Raw genomic sequence first — 17,821 nt, 5'->3', positions numbered from 1 at the left:
CAGCTACGTTTGTGGATGTCGATTCCAATGTATAACTTTGGTTGAGCAGTTTGTTCAGTTTTCATATCTTATTGTTTTGGTGAACTTTAAAGATACTGGACTTTCTGCTTTTTCATGGATGCTATAAAAATTGCTCGAGTCGTTGCTAACATAAAGGTTCGAGCATTTTTAGGAAGTCGCCAAATTTTTAAATTTGACGACTTCCCAAAAATAAAATTATTAGTAAAATTTAAAAATTCGGCTTGTGTTTCATCCGAAAATTACCGCCTATTTTCAGCGTTACTTTTCATTTACAAGACCGCTAGCGAGCATTAAAAACCAAAACTGCAATATTTTTAAAACTCTACTTAAATATGAACAAACATTTGAAATCATTAGTAATTCTGTTACTCACATCTCTATTTTTTAATAGCTGTAAGACTGAAACTAATAATCCCGAAATTAAAAATTCGTATGTTAAAGATAATAATATCCATATCGTTTTTACCGATGATAAACAGAAACAGATAACATTCAATGGAAGTGATGAAACACCTTTATTTTACAAAAACAAAGAAAAAATTATTTTTGTAAGGACTGTAAAGGAAAATGGAATCAACAGGGAATACGAAAGAAAAAAGCTTATGATTGTCTCAATTGACGATTTAACAGAAAGGACCATAACTGAAAAGAAACCTTTTAAAGATGGAAATGATAATTCGAATGAAATATTTAGAATTGGAAACCCTACAATTTCAATAGATAGCAGCAGCATTTATTTCACAACAGAAAAATGGGTTACAGGAGATGAGTTAGTTAAAGTAAACATTGAAAACGGAAAATGGGATGAACTCTTTGCAAGTAATCACTTTGAATATTTTACAAAAGGAATTTATAAAGGGCTGTTTCTAATTACTCGAAGTGAGATTAGGGATAAAGGCAGAGCGTCATATAATATGCTTGTAAATGAAAAAGGAATTGTTGAAAAAGAATTTGAAAACGAAAAAAGCGCGAAAAATTTTATGAAAACAATCAAAAGTGCTCGCTAAAAACGTATATAAAAAATAGCGCGAGTACTTACTTACACAAAGATTCGCGCATTTTTAGGAAAAGATCAAATGTCAAAATTAAATTACAAAGAATATTATCCAATCAATGATTCGGCTGCATTAAAAGAAACGACTTACTCGAACCTAAATGATGCTGAAATTAAAAGGTGGAATAACTTTAAAATAATTACTCGCTCAAAAACTTTATCTAATTCTCTTTTGGAAAATCAGTCAAATATTTGTCCAATATGTTCAAAATATCTGAATAATGAGAATAAGGTAATTCATCATATTGATTACGAAAGACTATGTGATTTTGAAGATAATTATAGTCAAGTTGTTCCAACTCTTAAGAATCCTGACAGAAAACTAAAAGTTCCTAAATGTGACATTTGTCCAAACCGAGAATTATGTTTGAGTAAAGTGGTGTTAATTCATTCTCGCTGTCATTTTATTCTTCACAAGATGGAAGGAAGAATAAAAAACGACGAAAAAAAAAGAATAGATAAAAATAGATTATTTGTTAATGAACCTTCAAAGTATTGGCTAAATAAAACCACTTTTGAAAACCTAGAACTTGTTGACGCAATATTTAATTTAATAAATACAGTTTCAACCAAGCAACAATTTAAAATTAGATATAATCAAAATCATATTTCAATAAAACCAAGTTCATTTATTTATTTTAAACCGGACGATGATAATTTGAAAATAAGTTTATCATTAGGCGATTTGAGCGAGTGGAAAAAAGAACTAGAAAATAAAAGAATACCAAATAAACTTAGTAAAAAGCAAAAGCCGAGATTATCTTTTACAATTGACTTCAATGATTTTAAGGAACATAACGAACTATTCATAAAGATACTAAATGATGCAATAAATGATTTTGATTCTAGTCAAAATACTGAAAATCATCAATTAACTCTATTTTAAAAAATTAGAGATAAATAACATAAACTAAACCAAATAAAGTACTCTGGCAAAAAATCTGCCTACCGACAGGCAGGCTAGCAAAAATGTATTAATTTTTTTCACCAAATTTCTAATTCAAGTATCCCAAAATATCAATCCTGATTTAGTAATTCCAAAGGCATTTCTAATTGCTTAATTCCATTTAATTTTAGGCTTATCTTGGCTTTAAATCGATTAAAAAGCAATAATTCTATAGAATCATTCTCCTATTTCATTCCTATTATAATTAAACAAGTTTCTCTTTTTTATCGCTTTACGGATAACATTAATGAAACATTAAATATCAGGGTTAATTTTCCTTTCTAACAATTTTTTTATAGAATACTATGTGGCATAAAATAATGGAAGTATCGTAATGGTTCGGAGAAATGGCTGAACGCTATCGATTAGTGAAAGATTTCAACAAATCAGCAAAAAATCCATTCCTTGTGTATCCCATCATAAAATCAATTTATTATTATTCCACATTATCAATCTTCAAAACTTCAACATAATTATCCAAATGACCTACTTGAGCTGTATCCCCTATGCATTTGCCAATTAATGAAGCACCTAATGGTGATTTCACATCAATTTTTTGAAGGCCACTACCCATTGTAAATTTGTTAATTCGCTCATCAACAAGATGAATATTTAAATTCTTTCCAATATTTAAATATTTAATTTCAACCTTACTATTTAGATGAATACAATCTTTAAATAATTGCTGCTGAATAGGCTTTAAAGATTCTGCTTTGGGTTTAACTTCCTCTTCAATCCTCTTTTTGTCAACTCTAATAGCTTTAATTGGTAGGTTTTCCAGTTCAACAAGTTCTTGAATTTCGGTTTGATAAGCATCCTTTAGTTCTAATAAAGAATCAGCTTTTGTGACAATAATATCCGTGAAAGCTCCACTTTTATTGTTATTAGCTACAGCAGTTCTATTTATTCCAGAATTGCTCGTTTTTTCAATAAAATCGATTAATCTTTTTGCTTCTTTTTGAGGACTACGCCACCAATTAGTACTCCATATTCTATGGAAAACAAATCCATTTTTTTCTAATATTTTTTGTCTATAAATATCATTTAAATAAGCTTCTGTTGAACTATGGTAAGCTGCACCATCGCACTCAATAGCAATTTTTGGAATATTTGGATCTTCCGCATCATAAACCATGTCTATTCTGAAGCCTGCATACTTTAATTGTGGCTTTATGTTATTTTCATCAAAATGATTGATTAAAACCTGATACACTTCCTCCTCGAATGGCGATTCTAAATCACCTAAAACGTCACCAAGTTTTATTTCTTCTTTAATATTAGCAGACAAGTCTTCAAGAACTCTTTCTCTTAATTTAGCATTGCCATCACTAACTGCCTTTGCATAAGCGAGGTAAGCAAAGAATGCACCTCTTCTATTGTTATCTCCCTGCGTAACCAAATATTGATTATAATCTAAAAATACTTCTGGAGGTATAGACGAGCAGACATACACTTTATATTTAGCTCTGGTTACAATTACATTTAATAACCTATATCCTTTTACCTGATTTAAAGGGCCAAAACGATGTGCAAATTTTCCATCTTTGTTTATACCATAGGTGGTAGATAAAATAATGACATCACGCTCATCTCCCTGAATATTCTCAAGGTTCTTAACGAAAAACCCATTCTCCTGAAGATGGAGCATTTTATCATTAAATTCTCGGTATTTAGAGAATTTATTGCGCTCATAAATTTTACTTAATATCAAGTTTCGTTGTGCAATATTAAAAGTAGCAACACCTACAGATGGGTATTCTCCGTTTGGAAATGGATGTACATTATTCTCAATAATACTCAACACCATTTCAGCTTCTAAATCATTCGTGTGGTCTGAAAACGTGCCATCTACTTGAATAAAATTTATTGGATTGTATTCGAATTGATTTGGTAGTGGTTTTAAGCGGCTGTTGTAAAAAGCATGATTTGAAAAATCTATTAGATAAGGATGTCTTGAACGGTAATGAAAGTCTAGATAGCTTTTTTGAAAATTCAATTGATCTCCAAAATCCAATAAAGATTCACACCCCAAAAGGGAGTTATCTCTTTCGCGTTCTTGTTCTTCTTCATCTTCAAACTCATCCTCATCTTCTGAAGTACCCTCAAATATTTTACTAAAATAATTTGATGGTGGCATTTGGTGCTCATCTCCTGCAATAACTACCTGTTTCCCTTTTAATAATGCAGGTAAATTATCCTCTAGTCGCAACTGACTCGCTTCATCAAACATCACGATATCAAAGAATTTTCTACGATTTAAAAATAAGGTAGAACAGGCATCAGGGGTTGTTAATATGATAGGGAAACAAGATGTAAATAAATCAATATCATAATTTACTATCTGTCTTAGAGAATGTCGTTTATATTTAGAACTACTTCGCTTATTGTAAAGATTGCGAACTTTAATAAGGAAACTTTTATTAAATTTTTCGGCATCTTTCGTGAATCTGTCGTTCCAATAAGATTTAACAAAGTTTGTTTGTTCTCGTTTTAAGCCTGTTACGGCTTTCGTATATTCTTGATGTTCTTTATCGTCTGTGGGTAATTCATTAGAAGCATATTTAGAAAGTAATTTATTAAGATAAACACATAAGAATGTTCTTTCCCAATTAGATTTACCTTTTAAACTCTCAATAATTTCTAATTTTTCATTATTTAAAGTACTCAGAAAATGAAACCACTCGTATTCTTTTGTAAACCTTTCGTTATCGTCATTAATAAATGCTTCCAACCTTGCAATTACGTTTTCTAAATCTGCTGTAATTATCTTTTCAGAATTATCAATGGAAATACTATCAAACCATTTATCTTCATTCAAATTATGAACAACTTTTTGAAGTTCCTTTCTAATTATAACTTGAGCCTTAATTAGAGAACTTTTTTTCTTATCAAAAATTGCTAAAAATTTAAACCAGAAGTTATTTGTTAGATTATAATCTAAAACATCCTGCGAATCACTTTGAATAGACTGAAATTCTGCAATTAGCTTTTTTAGATTCTTTAGCTGGTTTTTATACGATTTAAAATCGTTGGTTAGTTTATCTTCAAGTTCATAAGGATTGTTACTATGGTATTTTTTTGAGTTTATAAAGGCGTTTTCTGAAAATGGTGCATAAGAGGTATAAAGACTTTCAGCTTTTTTAATAATCTCAATAAGTTCTTGTAACTCCTTATAATCAAACTGAAAAGAAATAGCATCTAGATCTATCTCATCTAGCACCTTAAAATCTCCACTATTATTTAAAAACTTTCCTACTACCTGTGTCCAAACATCATCTCCAATAATCTTTTCATTAATTTTTTTATGTTTTGCATTAATGGAGTCTATCAGATTTTGTGCATTGCTAATTATTGTATCTAATTTCAAACGGCTAACAGAACCATATGAACCTCTGGAATCTTCCAGTTTTTGTCGTGCCAAATTAACTGCTTTCCGTCTGTCTTTTACCGCATCATTAATCATGATTACCATATCTTGCAGACCTAGCTCTGTTAGTGCATTTTCTAAAACTTCAAGAGCAGTTATTTTTTCACAGACCACAATAACTTTTTTCTTGTTTTCTAATGCATTTACAAGAATAGCTGTTAAGGATTGACTTTTTCCTGTTCCAGGTGGGCCTTGAATTAACAAATTGCGTTTGGTTGCAAGCGCATTTAGTATGCCTTGTTGCGAAGGATCTGTATCTACCGAAGAAATAGATTGAAATACATGATCTTGTAAATCATCTTCTTCCAGCTCTTCATCTGTATCTAATAATTGATCGTAATCATTAATGATACTTTGTTTCTGAACTTCGAAAATTGAAAATATCCCTCCGTATTCAATCTGGGCATTATTAACTGCTAATGGTAAACTTTCATAATGCGCTTTATCTTTTATGCGTTTTATTTTGGTAAGATTAGATTCCAGAATTGTTTTTAAATTAGGATCTGAACTGGTATTGGTTTTTTCCATAACCCCTTGACAGATATCCACCAATTCCTGTAAATCTATTAAACCATCATCCATCATTTCAGAGGATATTTGATCTAACTTGATATTGGCATCACTTTGTAAATGATTTATAAGGATCTCGTTGAAGTAAACAGGATCGTCATCATTACGCTGAATAACCCATGTATTAAAATCGCTCGTTCTTTGTATGCGCAAGGACCAAATAAGTAAAGGAGCTACGGTTAATTTACCATCTGAAGCATCACGACGTACTAACAAAGGATAACCAAACCCAAAGGTATTGATGCCTTTTTCAGATTCTATAGCATCTGTTTGGTTGATTAGATTTTCAAACGATTTTTTAATCTTTACAAGGTTAATCTGATCTTCTTCAAACAGGTTATTAAAATCTGATACATTGTTTTTCCAAGATACTTTAAATTTTAAAGGATTTTCACTTAATAAGGCTTCCACAAACTGATTAGGAAGCTCTTTATTAATAAAGCTTAACCTACTTATATCAAACTTATAAATGGAACGTCCTGGCAAGGCATTTAAATGCACACCTCTCCTATTGCCTACTTTAAGACGATTTTGTAATTCTATTAAAAGATTGTCAGTTAGTTTCATACTTAATAACTATCATTTGCCGACCAAAATCTTGATCCATTTTGATTTCTATTCCTATTTAGTTTCCTTTACTTCTCCTCCACGAACCTCATCAAAATTACTCATTAAATCAAAACAATCTGACTCCATGGTTTTCCATATACCTTTTGTGTATTTAAAATTATAGTATAAAGATTCATTTCTATCCTTGGCATTATTACAGAGCACTACTTCCAGTCTATCTCCTTTTTCAAGTTGCAGGTTTTTATCGAATGCTTCAGGGGTGTTTAAGGTATTTACTAATAGTTCTGCATTGATTTCAAACATGGGATTTAGATGATCTGGTAAAATTGGTGAACCCATAACTGTTTCGCCCTTATTTTTGTTATACCTATGTAACACCCAATAATGATTGAGTTCTTCTATATCTTTATCCTCATCAATACAGGTGCAAAATTTTATTTTATTTGACAGTTTACACATATGTTTTTTTTAACAACTCATCTTTTAAATCCTAATCCAACAAAATTACTTTTTAGGCTTTTAAAAATGTTAATATTTTTTAACTTATACTAATCATCTATTATGTTATCATATAATCTAGCGGCTGCATTTTGATTAGTATTAAATCCATTTGATAACACTGCAAACGCCTCAAATTCGAATTTGAACTGATAGCCTTCGAAAAATAAGGTCAAACTATTTAATACGTATAAGCTATTGTCATAACCAGAATAGCTAATAGGTTGCGTGCTTTTTATTTCTCCCAATTCTACTTCATTAAAATTTGTTTTTAGTGGCATTTCAGTAATTTCCAACGCTGCCATAATACCATTTTTAAGATCTAACTGCACACAACCCAACTCATCTAAACGATAGTTTTTAGCTATTACTGCAGTCTGAAGAGGTAATAGATGGGCTGATAGAATTTGAAAAGAATCTTTATCTATACCATAACTATTTCTATTATTTTTAATAATTATATCATAACCTGTATAAGTCAAAGCTTTTAAAACTAATGCATTCCAGTTTTTGATTAGTTTGCCTTTTTGTTTTATCAATATTTTGGTTCTGCGAAATTTAGTTAAAAATTGGTCAAAATCTGCCATATCTTCCCGTTGCCAAGCTCCTTTATAATGCCCAAAGAAAAAGTCAGTCATCCACTTATGTGGTGCATTCGCTATTTCGTCTTTTTTAGCAATAGCATAAAATGGTTTTTGTTGTTCTTCATTAGCATCTAATTGATCTTCATAATGATAAGAGGACAAACCAGTAAACTGGTGAGTGTACTTACCCTCACTTTCTTTATACAGGGTTTGAAGCTTTCTTTCCTCTTCCTTAATTTCTAAAAATTCTGTATTAGTCTTTAAATCTATTTGGTTGGGGGTTTTTAATTTGATAAAATAATTTTTTAAATCTTCTAGGTTATCAAGGTTTAAAAGGTCTAATATTCGCTTGTGGTAAACACCAGCGCGATAATAATTCTCATAAAATGGCTCTTTTTTCCAAATATTTATATTTTCTAATATATCCTCTACATTCATAGTTGATTCTTTACTTTTTTTATTTCTGCGTATATTGTTTATTCTTGTTCACTCACAAACTGCTTCTCTTTCCCTCTTAAAAAGCTCCCGTAAACAACTCTACATTAACTGCTCTTTATATTATCGGTATTATTATACTTTTTCTCTAAACCATTATTCTCAAGACATAAATCATAAAAATCTTTAATCTTATCTATAAATGTATATTCTTTTAATTCAGCAATTATATCCTCATAAAAAAGAGGCTTTAGATTATTTATTGCTAATTTTTCAATTACTGGCTTAAATTTTGTTTCCAGCCATTCTTTTCTTTCATCATAATCCGCTTCATCTTTATATTGATCAACCCTTCTTTTAACGATATCTAAAATGTGTTTCTCATTTAAGAACTCTTTAAAATTCATCTTGTCATTGTTCTTCTTGTTCTTTTTTTCAAATTGACTTTCGGGCACAACTAAATAAAAACCAATAGATAAATCGTCTAATACTTTTTCTTTACCAATAGTTTCTGTTATACAAGCAATATATCGCGCTGCCTGATTAAAAAATGAAGCATTAGTAACACCTGTAGAGAATCCAGAATTAATTTTTGCCTCAAAAATATTTAATTTGTTTCCTGTTAATTCTAAAAGACCTTTATGTTTAGCGTTTCCAATACTAAAATCCCCTATTGCTCCATCTGCATGCGTGTGACTTTCAGCAAAAGGATTTTTTGTACCGTTTGTTAAGAATGGACTACGCAGCAATCCCTCGCTAAAAAACTGCTCTTTCTCATTTACATATAACTCATGGTCTGTTAAACCAAAATCTGTAATTGCATAAACTAATACTTTTAGCAACCATCCTTCATTATAAAATTCTGTTGGGTGTGTGTGCTTTCTCCAATACTCAAAAAAATCAAATAACTTATTTAAATCGTAGCTTTTATCATCCATTGGTTTTTCTTGTTCACTCATACCTCAACCATTTTACTTTCCCCTTCAAAAACCTCCCGCAAAACACTCTGCATCATCATCTCACTATGTTCTTGGCTTTGTTGTACTTCTTGCTCTAAAGCATCACATAAACCCATTAAAGCATTTACTTTTTCTACAATGACTTTTTGTTCTTCTAGCGGAGCTAACGGAAACATTGTTTCTTTTACAGTAGTTGTGTTTAATTCTATTTGATTTGTACTTCCTGAAGATCTACTTTCAATATGGTCCTGGATAAATGGACTTGATAAATATTTGAACGCATAATCTGCATTACAATTCTCCTTGTCAACTCTTATTACGGTTACATGAGAATCTGCCACTGCTAATTCATAATCATTATATAATTCATTATAAAGTCCAATACGACCGAGAGAACCACGACCTGTTGAATTCCACAATAAATCTCCTGTTTTAAGAATTCTCTCTGGACCGTACTTAATAATAGTTTCTGGGTCAATAAATTTAGCCTTATACATCTCAAAATCTTTCCATTGAATACATTTTTGAGCAATCACTGGATATTTTTTAATATCTGAATATTTAGGTGATTTCCCTCTTTGAATGTATACGGAGATATCAATTAACCTACACCAAACCCAACCTTCAGGTAATTCATAAGGAGTTTCATCTTTGGTAATTTTAGGTAAGGCTTTTTCGTTTTTTATTTTTTTCTCTTTTATCAATTGAGCTTTCCCTTCTTGAATACGTTTTAATAAAATACTTGCATCTTCTGTATCTGGATTATTTGCTCGCCAATCTGCTGTGAGTTTACCTTGTACTGCTAATTGTAAAACCGTTTCTCGTAACTTTTTAATGTTGGTAGTTTCATTAAAGAAACTTTTAAAATGCTCTTGTAAAAAAGTCCATTCTTGTTTAGCGTTATTGGTAGTGAGTTGATTTAATGCTGATGTTAAAAAATCTTCTTTTAACCCAATACGAGCTACCGTTAATTGCTCTAATTGCTCAACTTCTTTAAAAAGGGTTTCTACTACTTTTACGATTTCTTTTTGTTCTTCTAGGGGTGGAAGAGAAATTACTAAATCTATAATATCTCCCATTTTCATATTAGGCTGCTGACTCTTTCCATCAAATTTAGATTTATAGAGCTTTAAAACCATTGGTGATTGAATGAATGAAAAAATATAAGGATGAAAAACATAACTTGACATTGACCTTATTGAAGCAACACGCTGGTTAAGTAAAGAATTATTATAAGAAGGAGGACAAGTCGAAATCTTCAACCCATCTTTAATATAAGGTCTAGTTAAAGCTAAAATTAAGTCTCCTTCCTTAATTAAATAATTAGTATATAATTCATTAAACCCTTCAGGTAAATAATCATTTGTTTCTACAAAATCACGAACACCTGCATTAGTTATTTTTATACACTTAACACCTCCTGTTTTATTAAAATCTCCACTCTTAAAGCTAGCTCCTGCAATAATATCTGTTATATCACCTACTTTGCACCAAATCCATTTTTCACTTATTGTATATGGAATATCATCATATGAAAGCTCACTAAACACATTGCCTTTTTTTATTTTTTTTTCCTTAACAAGCTGCTCTTTTTCTTTTTGTATTCTTTTCAATAATTCTGAAGCTGGTTCAATATCTTTATTTTCTGCTCTCCAATTCGCAGTCAATTTCCCTTGAATAGCCAATTGCAAAATCAAACCTTTTAGTTCTTTGGCATTTTTAGGACGAATGGTTAATTCTTTAAAGTGTTGTAGTAGTTGCATAGTTGAGATTCCTGCCTTCGCAGGAATTTGATTATTTTAAAGCTTCAGTTAAAACATTAATAATTTCGTCTTGTATGCTAGAAATTTTTTGTTCCGTAGTTCTAAACTTTTCTAAAATTACTTCTGGGCTTTCTAAAGTATCAACTTCTTGGTGTGGGTTTTTTATATCTAGGTTGTAATTGCGTTTTTTAATATCTTCAATAGAAACTTTCCAAGCATATTCATTTTCTTCACGTTTGTTCCACCACGCTTTTTCAACATCAAACTCTTTTATGTTAATTGGTGTTCCTTTATTATAGCTTTTAGCACCTTTTGGGTATTGGTGTTCGTAGTACCATACGTCTTTGGTAGGCGTGCCTTTTTCAAAAAACAATAAGTTGGTTTTAATACTTGTGTATGGGTTAAAAACGCCATTTGGTAAACGTACAATGGTGTGTAGGTTACATTTATCTAACAACTCTTCTTTTAGGCGGGTTTTCATTCCTTCTCCAAACAAAGTTCCATCTGGTAATACAATTGCACAACGTCCTTTATCTTTTAAAAGCTTAATAATTAAGGCTAAAAATAAATCGGCTGTTTCTTTGGTTCTAAACTTTTTAGGAAAGTTGGTTTCTGTACCATCTTCTTCTACACCACCAAAAGGTGGATTAGAGAGTATAATATCTAACTTGTCTTTGGCGCCCCAATCTGCATAGGGTTTACTTAATAAATTATCTCTACGTACTGCTGGTAAATCGAAACCATGTAACATTAAATTGGTAGTACACAGTAAATGTGGTAATGGTTTTTTCTCGACACCACGTATGGAGTTTTGTAATACCTCTCTATCCTTTGGTGTTTTTACTTGATTACGGACGGCATCAATAGTACAGGTTAAAAATCCACCCGTTCCACAGGCAGGATCGAGTACGCTTTCTCCTAATTGTGGATTAATCATATCTACCATAAACTGCGTAACGGCTCTTGGTGTATAATACTCCCCTGAAGAACCTGCAGATTGTAGGTCTTTTAATATGGTTTCGTAAATATCATTAAATACATGGCGCTCACTAGTGCTATTAAAATCAATCTCATTAATCACATTAATAACTTGACGGAAGAGCGTTCCGTTTTTCATAAAGTTATAGGTATCGTCAAACACCGAACGTATAATTTTTGCTTGCGGACTTAATGTAATATCTAAATCTTTTAACGCAGGAAACAATTCGGTTTCTATAAACTCCATTAAAGCATCACCTGTTAAGCCTTCGTCATCTGCTGCCCAATTTTGCCATTTTAAGTGTTCAGGAATTGGAGATACATAATTCTCTATGGTAATTTCCCATTCTTCTTCCTTATCGGCAAAAATCTTCATAAAAAGCATCCACACCATTTGAGAGATTCGTTGTGCATCTCCATCTACTCCTGTGTCTTTACGCATAATATCGCGTATACCTTTTATGTTTGTTGTTATGTTACTCATTAAACTGTTTTTAATCAAATCTTTGGTTAATATATTGGGCTACTTCTGTAATATCTATTTCTTGTGAGGCATTGCCACTGCGCACATAGAACTTTTTACTCCTGTTTCCATTTTTGTCTGACACTTCGGTGTATAAAGGTCTTAAACCTTGTTTGATATCAACAATACATATTTCAGTGTCATTAATTTCAGGAAATGAAACATCTAGGTTATTAGTGGCAAATTCAATACCGTAAGCTGCATTTACTAAATTTCGCAAATGCAATTCAAATTCATCTTTAGTACCACTCTTTAATGTTTTATAATCATTTTCTAATCCAATTACTTCCATTTCATCAGTTACCCCCATTACTAGTGTGCCTCCTTGCCCATTAGAGAAAGCGGCGAGTGTTTTTAATACGACCTCTTCAAGCTTTTTATTCACTTTATTCTCTCGCATATCATAGCGCAACGTTGTTTTAAACTCCACTTGACTGTTCTCGCCAGACATTATCATCTCCACAATATCCATATCTATAGACTCATAACTTGTTTCCGTTATATTATTAAGAAAGGCATTTAATTCTTTAGCTAATAAAATGCGGCGTTTTTCAAGAAACAATTCAAAATTCTCCATTTTCCAAAGTTCCTCGTCAGCTGGTATACATTGTTTTTCTAATGCGCCTGGGAAATGCTCTAAAGTCTCTAGTAAATAACCTTCCGCTAGATGATTACTTTTTTTACGATTTGCGAGTTGTGTTAAAATTGCTCTATTCGTAATTTCTTGAGCTAAACTATATTTAAATTTATTATTTCTATTATACCCTTCTAATTTCAATAATGAATACGGAAAAATATGATCCCATTCCAGTTCATATTTTTTACCCATATTTTTACGGATATTGATACCTGTTGTAAAACAGATAGCGCCTTTGCTTTTAAAGTAAAAATTCATTAGACCCCAAAGTGCGTGACTAATACCTACACCAACAAATTCATCTTTACTTATTTCTAAAGGCCGTTCAGCCGCAATCATACTTAATAGCTTATCAAATGGGTTTTCATCTTTAGCCACAACACCAATATCTTTGTCTAATTTTTGCTGTAATTGACTAACATAACGCTGTCTTATTTGTGAATAATAAAACCATTTTACAACTTTTTTAATTTCAATTTGAGAAAGCTTTTTGCCTCCCTTATTATATGCATATACAATTATAGGTACAAATGCGTAAACGGAGTTAACTTCTTTAGTATGGTCAATATAAGCTTGGCTTTTCATGACGTTAAAAACATAGTCTAAAACATCCTCATCTAATCTTTTCCATGCTGCTTGTATATTTTCTTTATTATCTTGACTATGAAGTTTATCTAATTTAGAACCCATATTATGCAAGACACCCAACAATACATAAACAATGAAGTCTAATTTAAAGACGTAGCCATTCTTTTCTAGTTCGACTAGTTTTTTCTTAAATAAATCTCTTGCTTGTGGCCAATATCCTGAAATTTGAGCTAAAGCTAATTCAGCATCAGTAAGGTTTACTCCACTCGCATTTACAATATAAAAAATATCTATAGCTTCTTTTAACGATGCTTTAGGTGGAATAATTTGCTCTTGAAAATCCCTGTCTTTAATTTTTTCAATAGCTCTAAAATTATCGTCAATTAAATCAGATTTTTCTCTTTCTACACGTTCTCCATCTAATTTAAGTTCTAATTGCTGTATCACATCGCGATATCTAATTTTACCTTGAAAAATATCTGTAATATTAACCCATAAAGGATCATTTTGCATGATGGTTATTTTGTAATATTCAAGAGCTAGTGTTTCGACATTCACATATAAATTTCTAATGTCAACCAATATTTCATGTTTTTTATAATAAGGTGGTATGTTGCCAGTCATTAGCATATACAATGTGGTGATACGCTGTTGTCCGTCTAAAATCAACTTAACCGCTCCTTGACGAGCATCGTATTTATGCTCCCCTTTTAATTCAGGTGGATAGTTCGTTTCCCAAGTCAGCATTGTACCGGTAGGATAATCTTGAATTAATGAAGACACTAAATCTTTTGCATGTTGTCGTTTCCAGACGTATTCTCTTTGAAACGCTGGAACAAACAATTGCCTCTCATCTATTTTATCTAAAATCTGTGATATTTTCATTTTTACGCGGTGATATTATAAATTTCGTTTTCTAATTCTTTCATAGCTTGCTCAAAATCTTTTCTCTTACCAAACGCTCTTACTAATTCCACGGGAGAACCCATTTCTGTTAACGGTTTTACTTTAAGTACAGAACCTTGTTCTATGCTTACAATACCTTCCTTTTCATATTTATCTAATAAGCTATTTAGAACCTTTTGTGCTGTTTCGCTGTACTTCGTAAAATAGTTGCGTTTGCGTACGTTATTGGCGCGTTCTTGTCGCGTTAAAGCAGGTTGATCGAAGGCAATGTGGCAGATTAAATCGAAATCATCTAAATCTTGTCCAGCATCTTCGCGCAAGGCTTCAAGAAGGACACCATGTTCTGCAAGTTCTTTTATTAATTCCTCTTTCTTTTCAGACTCATTCCATCGTTGAATAAAATCGTCTAAAGAGGCAAACTCCTTTGTGATATTTTTTCTTGAATAATCTTTTAAGGATTCAGTAATTAACTTCCCGTCTTTTCCGTAATACTGAACACGTTCATTAACCACCGAAACAGGTATTTGGTTGACGTAGAATTTTTTTACTTCTTGATCTCCTCCAACGATATCAATATCAGGTGGAGTTGGCGTAAATAAATCTGGATTATTGGGTTCTCCACTATCTGGTTCTGTCGGTTCAATAGTATCTGGTGGTACCACTGAACCACATGGTTCTGGTTCGTAAATTTGAACAGGGTCACCATCAAAATCAGGTCTAGCAAAAATATTAGTTGCTTTTCTAAAATCCATAATGGTAAAATAGACTTTACCTTCCGCTTCACGTATTCGTGTACCTCTACCAATAATTTGCTTAAACTCTGTAACGGATTGTATGTTAGATTCCAAAACAATCACTTTAACCATTTTGCTATCAATACCAGTGGTTAACATTTTAGAAGTTGTAGCGATAACAGGAAAGCGTTCTTCTACATCTGTAAAATTATCTAATTCTTGCTTTCCTACTTCATCATCACCAGTAATTTTCACGCAGTAATTCCAGTGTTTTGCGACTAAATCGGCATTCTCATTTATTAATGCTTGTCGCATTCTATTTGCATGGTCTATATCTACACAAAACACAATTGTTTTCGCATAACGGTCTGTTGCTTTTAGATACTCGGTAATCTTTTTCGCAATTAATTCTGTGCGTTCGTCTATAGCTAAAGTTCTATCGTAATCCTTTAAATTATAAATACGGTCTTTTACTTCATTTCCATACTTATCAATTAAGCCAGCTGTTGGCCTCCAGCCTTCATCTACATTTGTTGTAATTCGCACCACTTTATAAGGCGCTAAAAAGCCATCATCAATCCCTTGCTTCAAAGAATAGGTATATACAGGTTCTCCAAAGTATTCCATATTCGAAACATCTTTAGTTTCCTTTGGAGTTGCGGTCAATCCTATTTGAGTAGCCGAATTAAAATACGTCAAAACATCTCGCCAAGCAGAAGCTTCGGAAGCACTTCCACGATGACACTCGTCAATCACTATTAGATCGAAAAAATCTGGACTAAATTCTTTGTAGGCATTTTTATCTTCGTCTATACTGGTTAAACCTTGATAAAGTGCAAAATATATTTGGTAAGATTTATCAATCTTTCGGTTTTTAATAATATGCATGATATCATTCCCGAAAGGAGAGAAATCACCATTTTTGGTTTGTGTTAATAAGGCATTTCTATCTGCTAGAAACAAAATACGTTTCTTAATTCCTGTTTTCCATAGACGCCAAATAATATTAAAAGCCGTATACGTTTTGCCTGTACCAGTAGCCATGACTAAAATAATCCGATCTTGACCTTTGGCTATGGCTTCTAAAGTTCTGTTTACAGCGTTTTGCTGATAATACCTTGGCTTCATACCACTATCATCCAAATAATAATCCTTCTCTACTATTTCTTGAGCTTCTGGAGTCTCAATATTTTGATGCTTTAAATATTTTTTCCATAATGTTTCAGGCGATGGGAAATTATCTAATGTTAGCTCTTCTTCTAAAACACCATCCGTTCTTGTTTTATCATGAAATACAAAAGAATCACCATTGGAAGTAAATACAAATGGAATTTGCAGAATTTCAGAATATTCTAGAGCTTGTTGCATGCCATGTCCAACAGGCTTTTTATTATCTTTTGCCTCAATAATAGCTATTGGAATATTAGATTTGTAGTAGAGGATATAATCTGCGCGTTTACTTTTTCCACGTGTGTATAATTTACCTTGAACTATGATTCGTCCGTCTGTAAAAGAAACTTCTTCTCTTACTTGGGTACGCATATTCCAACCAGATTTCTGAATAGAGGGATTTATAAACTTACTGCAAATATCTCTTTCGGATAAGTCTTTTTTATTCATAGACATAATACTACGTTCTTGTAGTAATAGCATTAGTTATTATAATTGCTGCCGCTTTAATGGAGTTTTTAAAGATATAAAAAGTATGATTAATGCCTACAATATAACAGAAATTTAAAGGACTTTTGCAGTATCTATTTATGCTTTTAAATATTATTTATCAAACCTATTGAAACAGAATGATATTTCTTTAAAATTTTCAGTAAAACGGGAGATGATTCAATTCTTTTTCTTTTCGAAGTTCTGAATAATTGAGGATACTAAAACACCTCCGGCTGTTCCCGCAAACCATCCCCAAACACCAATAGCACCTCCTAATCCAGCAATACCAATTCCGCCAGTACCAAAAATTATTAGTCCAGTTATGGTTCCCAAAAAAGCACCCATTAATAGTTTTCCACTAACCGATCTTTTTGTCCATAAAGTGTTTTTAATTTCTTTCGTTTTTTGTTCTGTTGTTAAATCGGATTTTTGAATAGCTTGAACCTCTTTTAATAACATCAACAACTTATTTCTTTGTTTTTTTGAAAGCTTTAAAAGAAAGTCAATTCCTTTTTGAACTTTAACAGATATCTCGTCTTCCCATTTATTAGATTTTTCCATAATACAAATAATTTAAGATTCATTAAACTTGTAATACAAATAGTCTTTGATAGTAACCTATTTGACATAAAATGCAACCTATTTTATTATTCTAGTGACTTTCCTTTTTGTTTAATTAACACATCATACAACAACCAAAAACCCACCACCACATCTACAACATTCCAAATAGTTCTGCCAAGTGCGATTTTAATAAATGGTTGAAAAAGCAAGGCTAGAACTAAATATAAAATTACTTCAGTTTTATTTTCTTTTTCATAAGCTTGATATGCTAAAATACCAAATACAGCAAAAGACACAAAACGTAGGAATTGGTAATAACCGTATGGCATATCTAATAGACAGAGAAATAGCAGCACCGCTAAAACAACTTTGACGAGTTTGATTTGGGGTTTTGTCATAAGT

The 17,821-nt window shown here is 31.7% G+C and carries 12 protein-coding genes; 2 read left to right on the top strand and 10 right to left on the bottom strand.

All coding sequences use genetic code 11. From position 1 onward, the window contains the following. Nucleotides 1-365 precede the first annotated feature (365 nt). Both ES674_RS15025 and ES674_RS15020 read left to right on the top strand, forming a co-directional pair. Entirely contained in the window at nt 366-1,028 is a 663-nt protein-coding gene (locus ES674_RS15025) for a hypothetical protein (RefSeq protein WP_211359305.1), read from the top strand. A gap of 69 nt (nt 1,029-1,097) precedes the next feature. Further along, nucleotides 1,098-1,961 (top strand): hypothetical protein, encoded by an 864-nt coding sequence (locus tag ES674_RS15020; RefSeq protein ID WP_148405394.1) that lies wholly within the window; start codon nt 1,098-1,100, stop codon nt 1,959-1,961. Between the two features lie 496 nt (nt 1,962-2,457). On the opposite strand, the gene ES674_RS15015 is transcribed toward ES674_RS15020, so the two are convergent. The 10 genes from ES674_RS15015 to ES674_RS14970 all read right to left on the bottom strand — a co-directional run bounded on the left by ES674_RS15015 (nt 2,458) and on the right by ES674_RS14970 (nt 17,817). Beyond that, the gene (locus ES674_RS15015; protein WP_148405392.1) at nt 2,458-6,585 is read right to left on the bottom strand and encodes an AAA domain-containing protein; all 4,128 of its coding nucleotides are present in this window, start codon (nt 6,583-6,585) and stop codon (nt 2,458-2,460) included. Nucleotides 6,586-6,639: 54 nt separating this feature from the next. Then, the gene (locus ES674_RS15010) at nt 6,640-7,047 is read right to left on the bottom strand and encodes a hypothetical protein (protein WP_148405390.1); all 408 of its coding nucleotides are present in this window, start codon (nt 7,045-7,047) and stop codon (nt 6,640-6,642) included. 89 nt (nt 7,048-7,136) lie between these two features. Further along, complete coding sequence (locus ES674_RS15005) at nt 7,137-8,108, bottom strand: hypothetical protein (protein ID WP_148405388.1); 972 nt, start codon at nt 8,106-8,108, stop codon at nt 7,137-7,139. A gap of 104 nt (nt 8,109-8,212) precedes the next feature. Then, complete coding sequence (locus ES674_RS15000; protein ID WP_148405386.1) at nt 8,213-9,064, bottom strand: hypothetical protein; 852 nt, start codon at nt 9,062-9,064, stop codon at nt 8,213-8,215. After that, the gene (locus tag ES674_RS14995) at nt 9,061-10,827 is read right to left on the bottom strand and encodes a restriction endonuclease subunit S (RefSeq protein WP_148405384.1); all 1,767 of its coding nucleotides are present in this window, start codon (nt 10,825-10,827) and stop codon (nt 9,061-9,063) included. Before ES674_RS14995 ends, ES674_RS15000 begins: the two co-directional genes overlap by 4 nt. Before the next feature lie 31 nt (nt 10,828-10,858). Further along, nucleotides 10,859-12,289, bottom strand: coding sequence for a class I SAM-dependent DNA methyltransferase (locus tag ES674_RS14990; RefSeq protein ID WP_148405382.1), 1,431 nt, complete (start codon nt 12,287-12,289; stop codon nt 10,859-10,861). A 10-nt stretch (nt 12,290-12,299) separates the two neighbouring features. Beyond that, nucleotides 12,300-14,438, bottom strand: coding sequence for a GmrSD restriction endonuclease domain-containing protein (locus ES674_RS14985; RefSeq protein WP_148405380.1), 2,139 nt, complete (start codon nt 14,436-14,438; stop codon nt 12,300-12,302). A gap of 2 nt (nt 14,439-14,440) precedes the next feature. Next, nucleotides 14,441-16,813: an EcoAI/FtnUII family type I restriction enzme subunit R gene (hsdR, locus tag ES674_RS14980; protein WP_148405417.1), complete on the bottom strand. Its 2,373-nt coding sequence runs from the start codon at nt 16,811-16,813 to the stop codon at nt 14,441-14,443. A 219-nt stretch (nt 16,814-17,032) separates the two neighbouring features. Continuing rightward, nucleotides 17,033-17,416, bottom strand: a complete 384-nt coding sequence (locus tag ES674_RS14975) for a hypothetical protein (RefSeq protein ID WP_148405378.1) — start codon at nt 17,414-17,416, stop codon at nt 17,033-17,035. A gap of 86 nt (nt 17,417-17,502) precedes the next feature. Beyond that, nucleotides 17,503-17,817: a DUF6804 family protein gene (locus tag ES674_RS14970; RefSeq protein ID WP_148405376.1), complete on the bottom strand. Its 315-nt coding sequence runs from the start codon at nt 17,815-17,817 to the stop codon at nt 17,503-17,505. Nucleotides 17,818-17,821 lie beyond the last annotated feature (4 nt).

It is taken from the genome of Bizionia myxarmorum, from assembly GCF_008086205.1.
Lineage (GTDB): Bacteria > Bacteroidota > Bacteroidia > Flavobacteriales > Flavobacteriaceae > Algorimicrobium > Algorimicrobium myxarmorum.
This window is presented reverse-complemented; position numbering and strand designations above follow the sequence as displayed.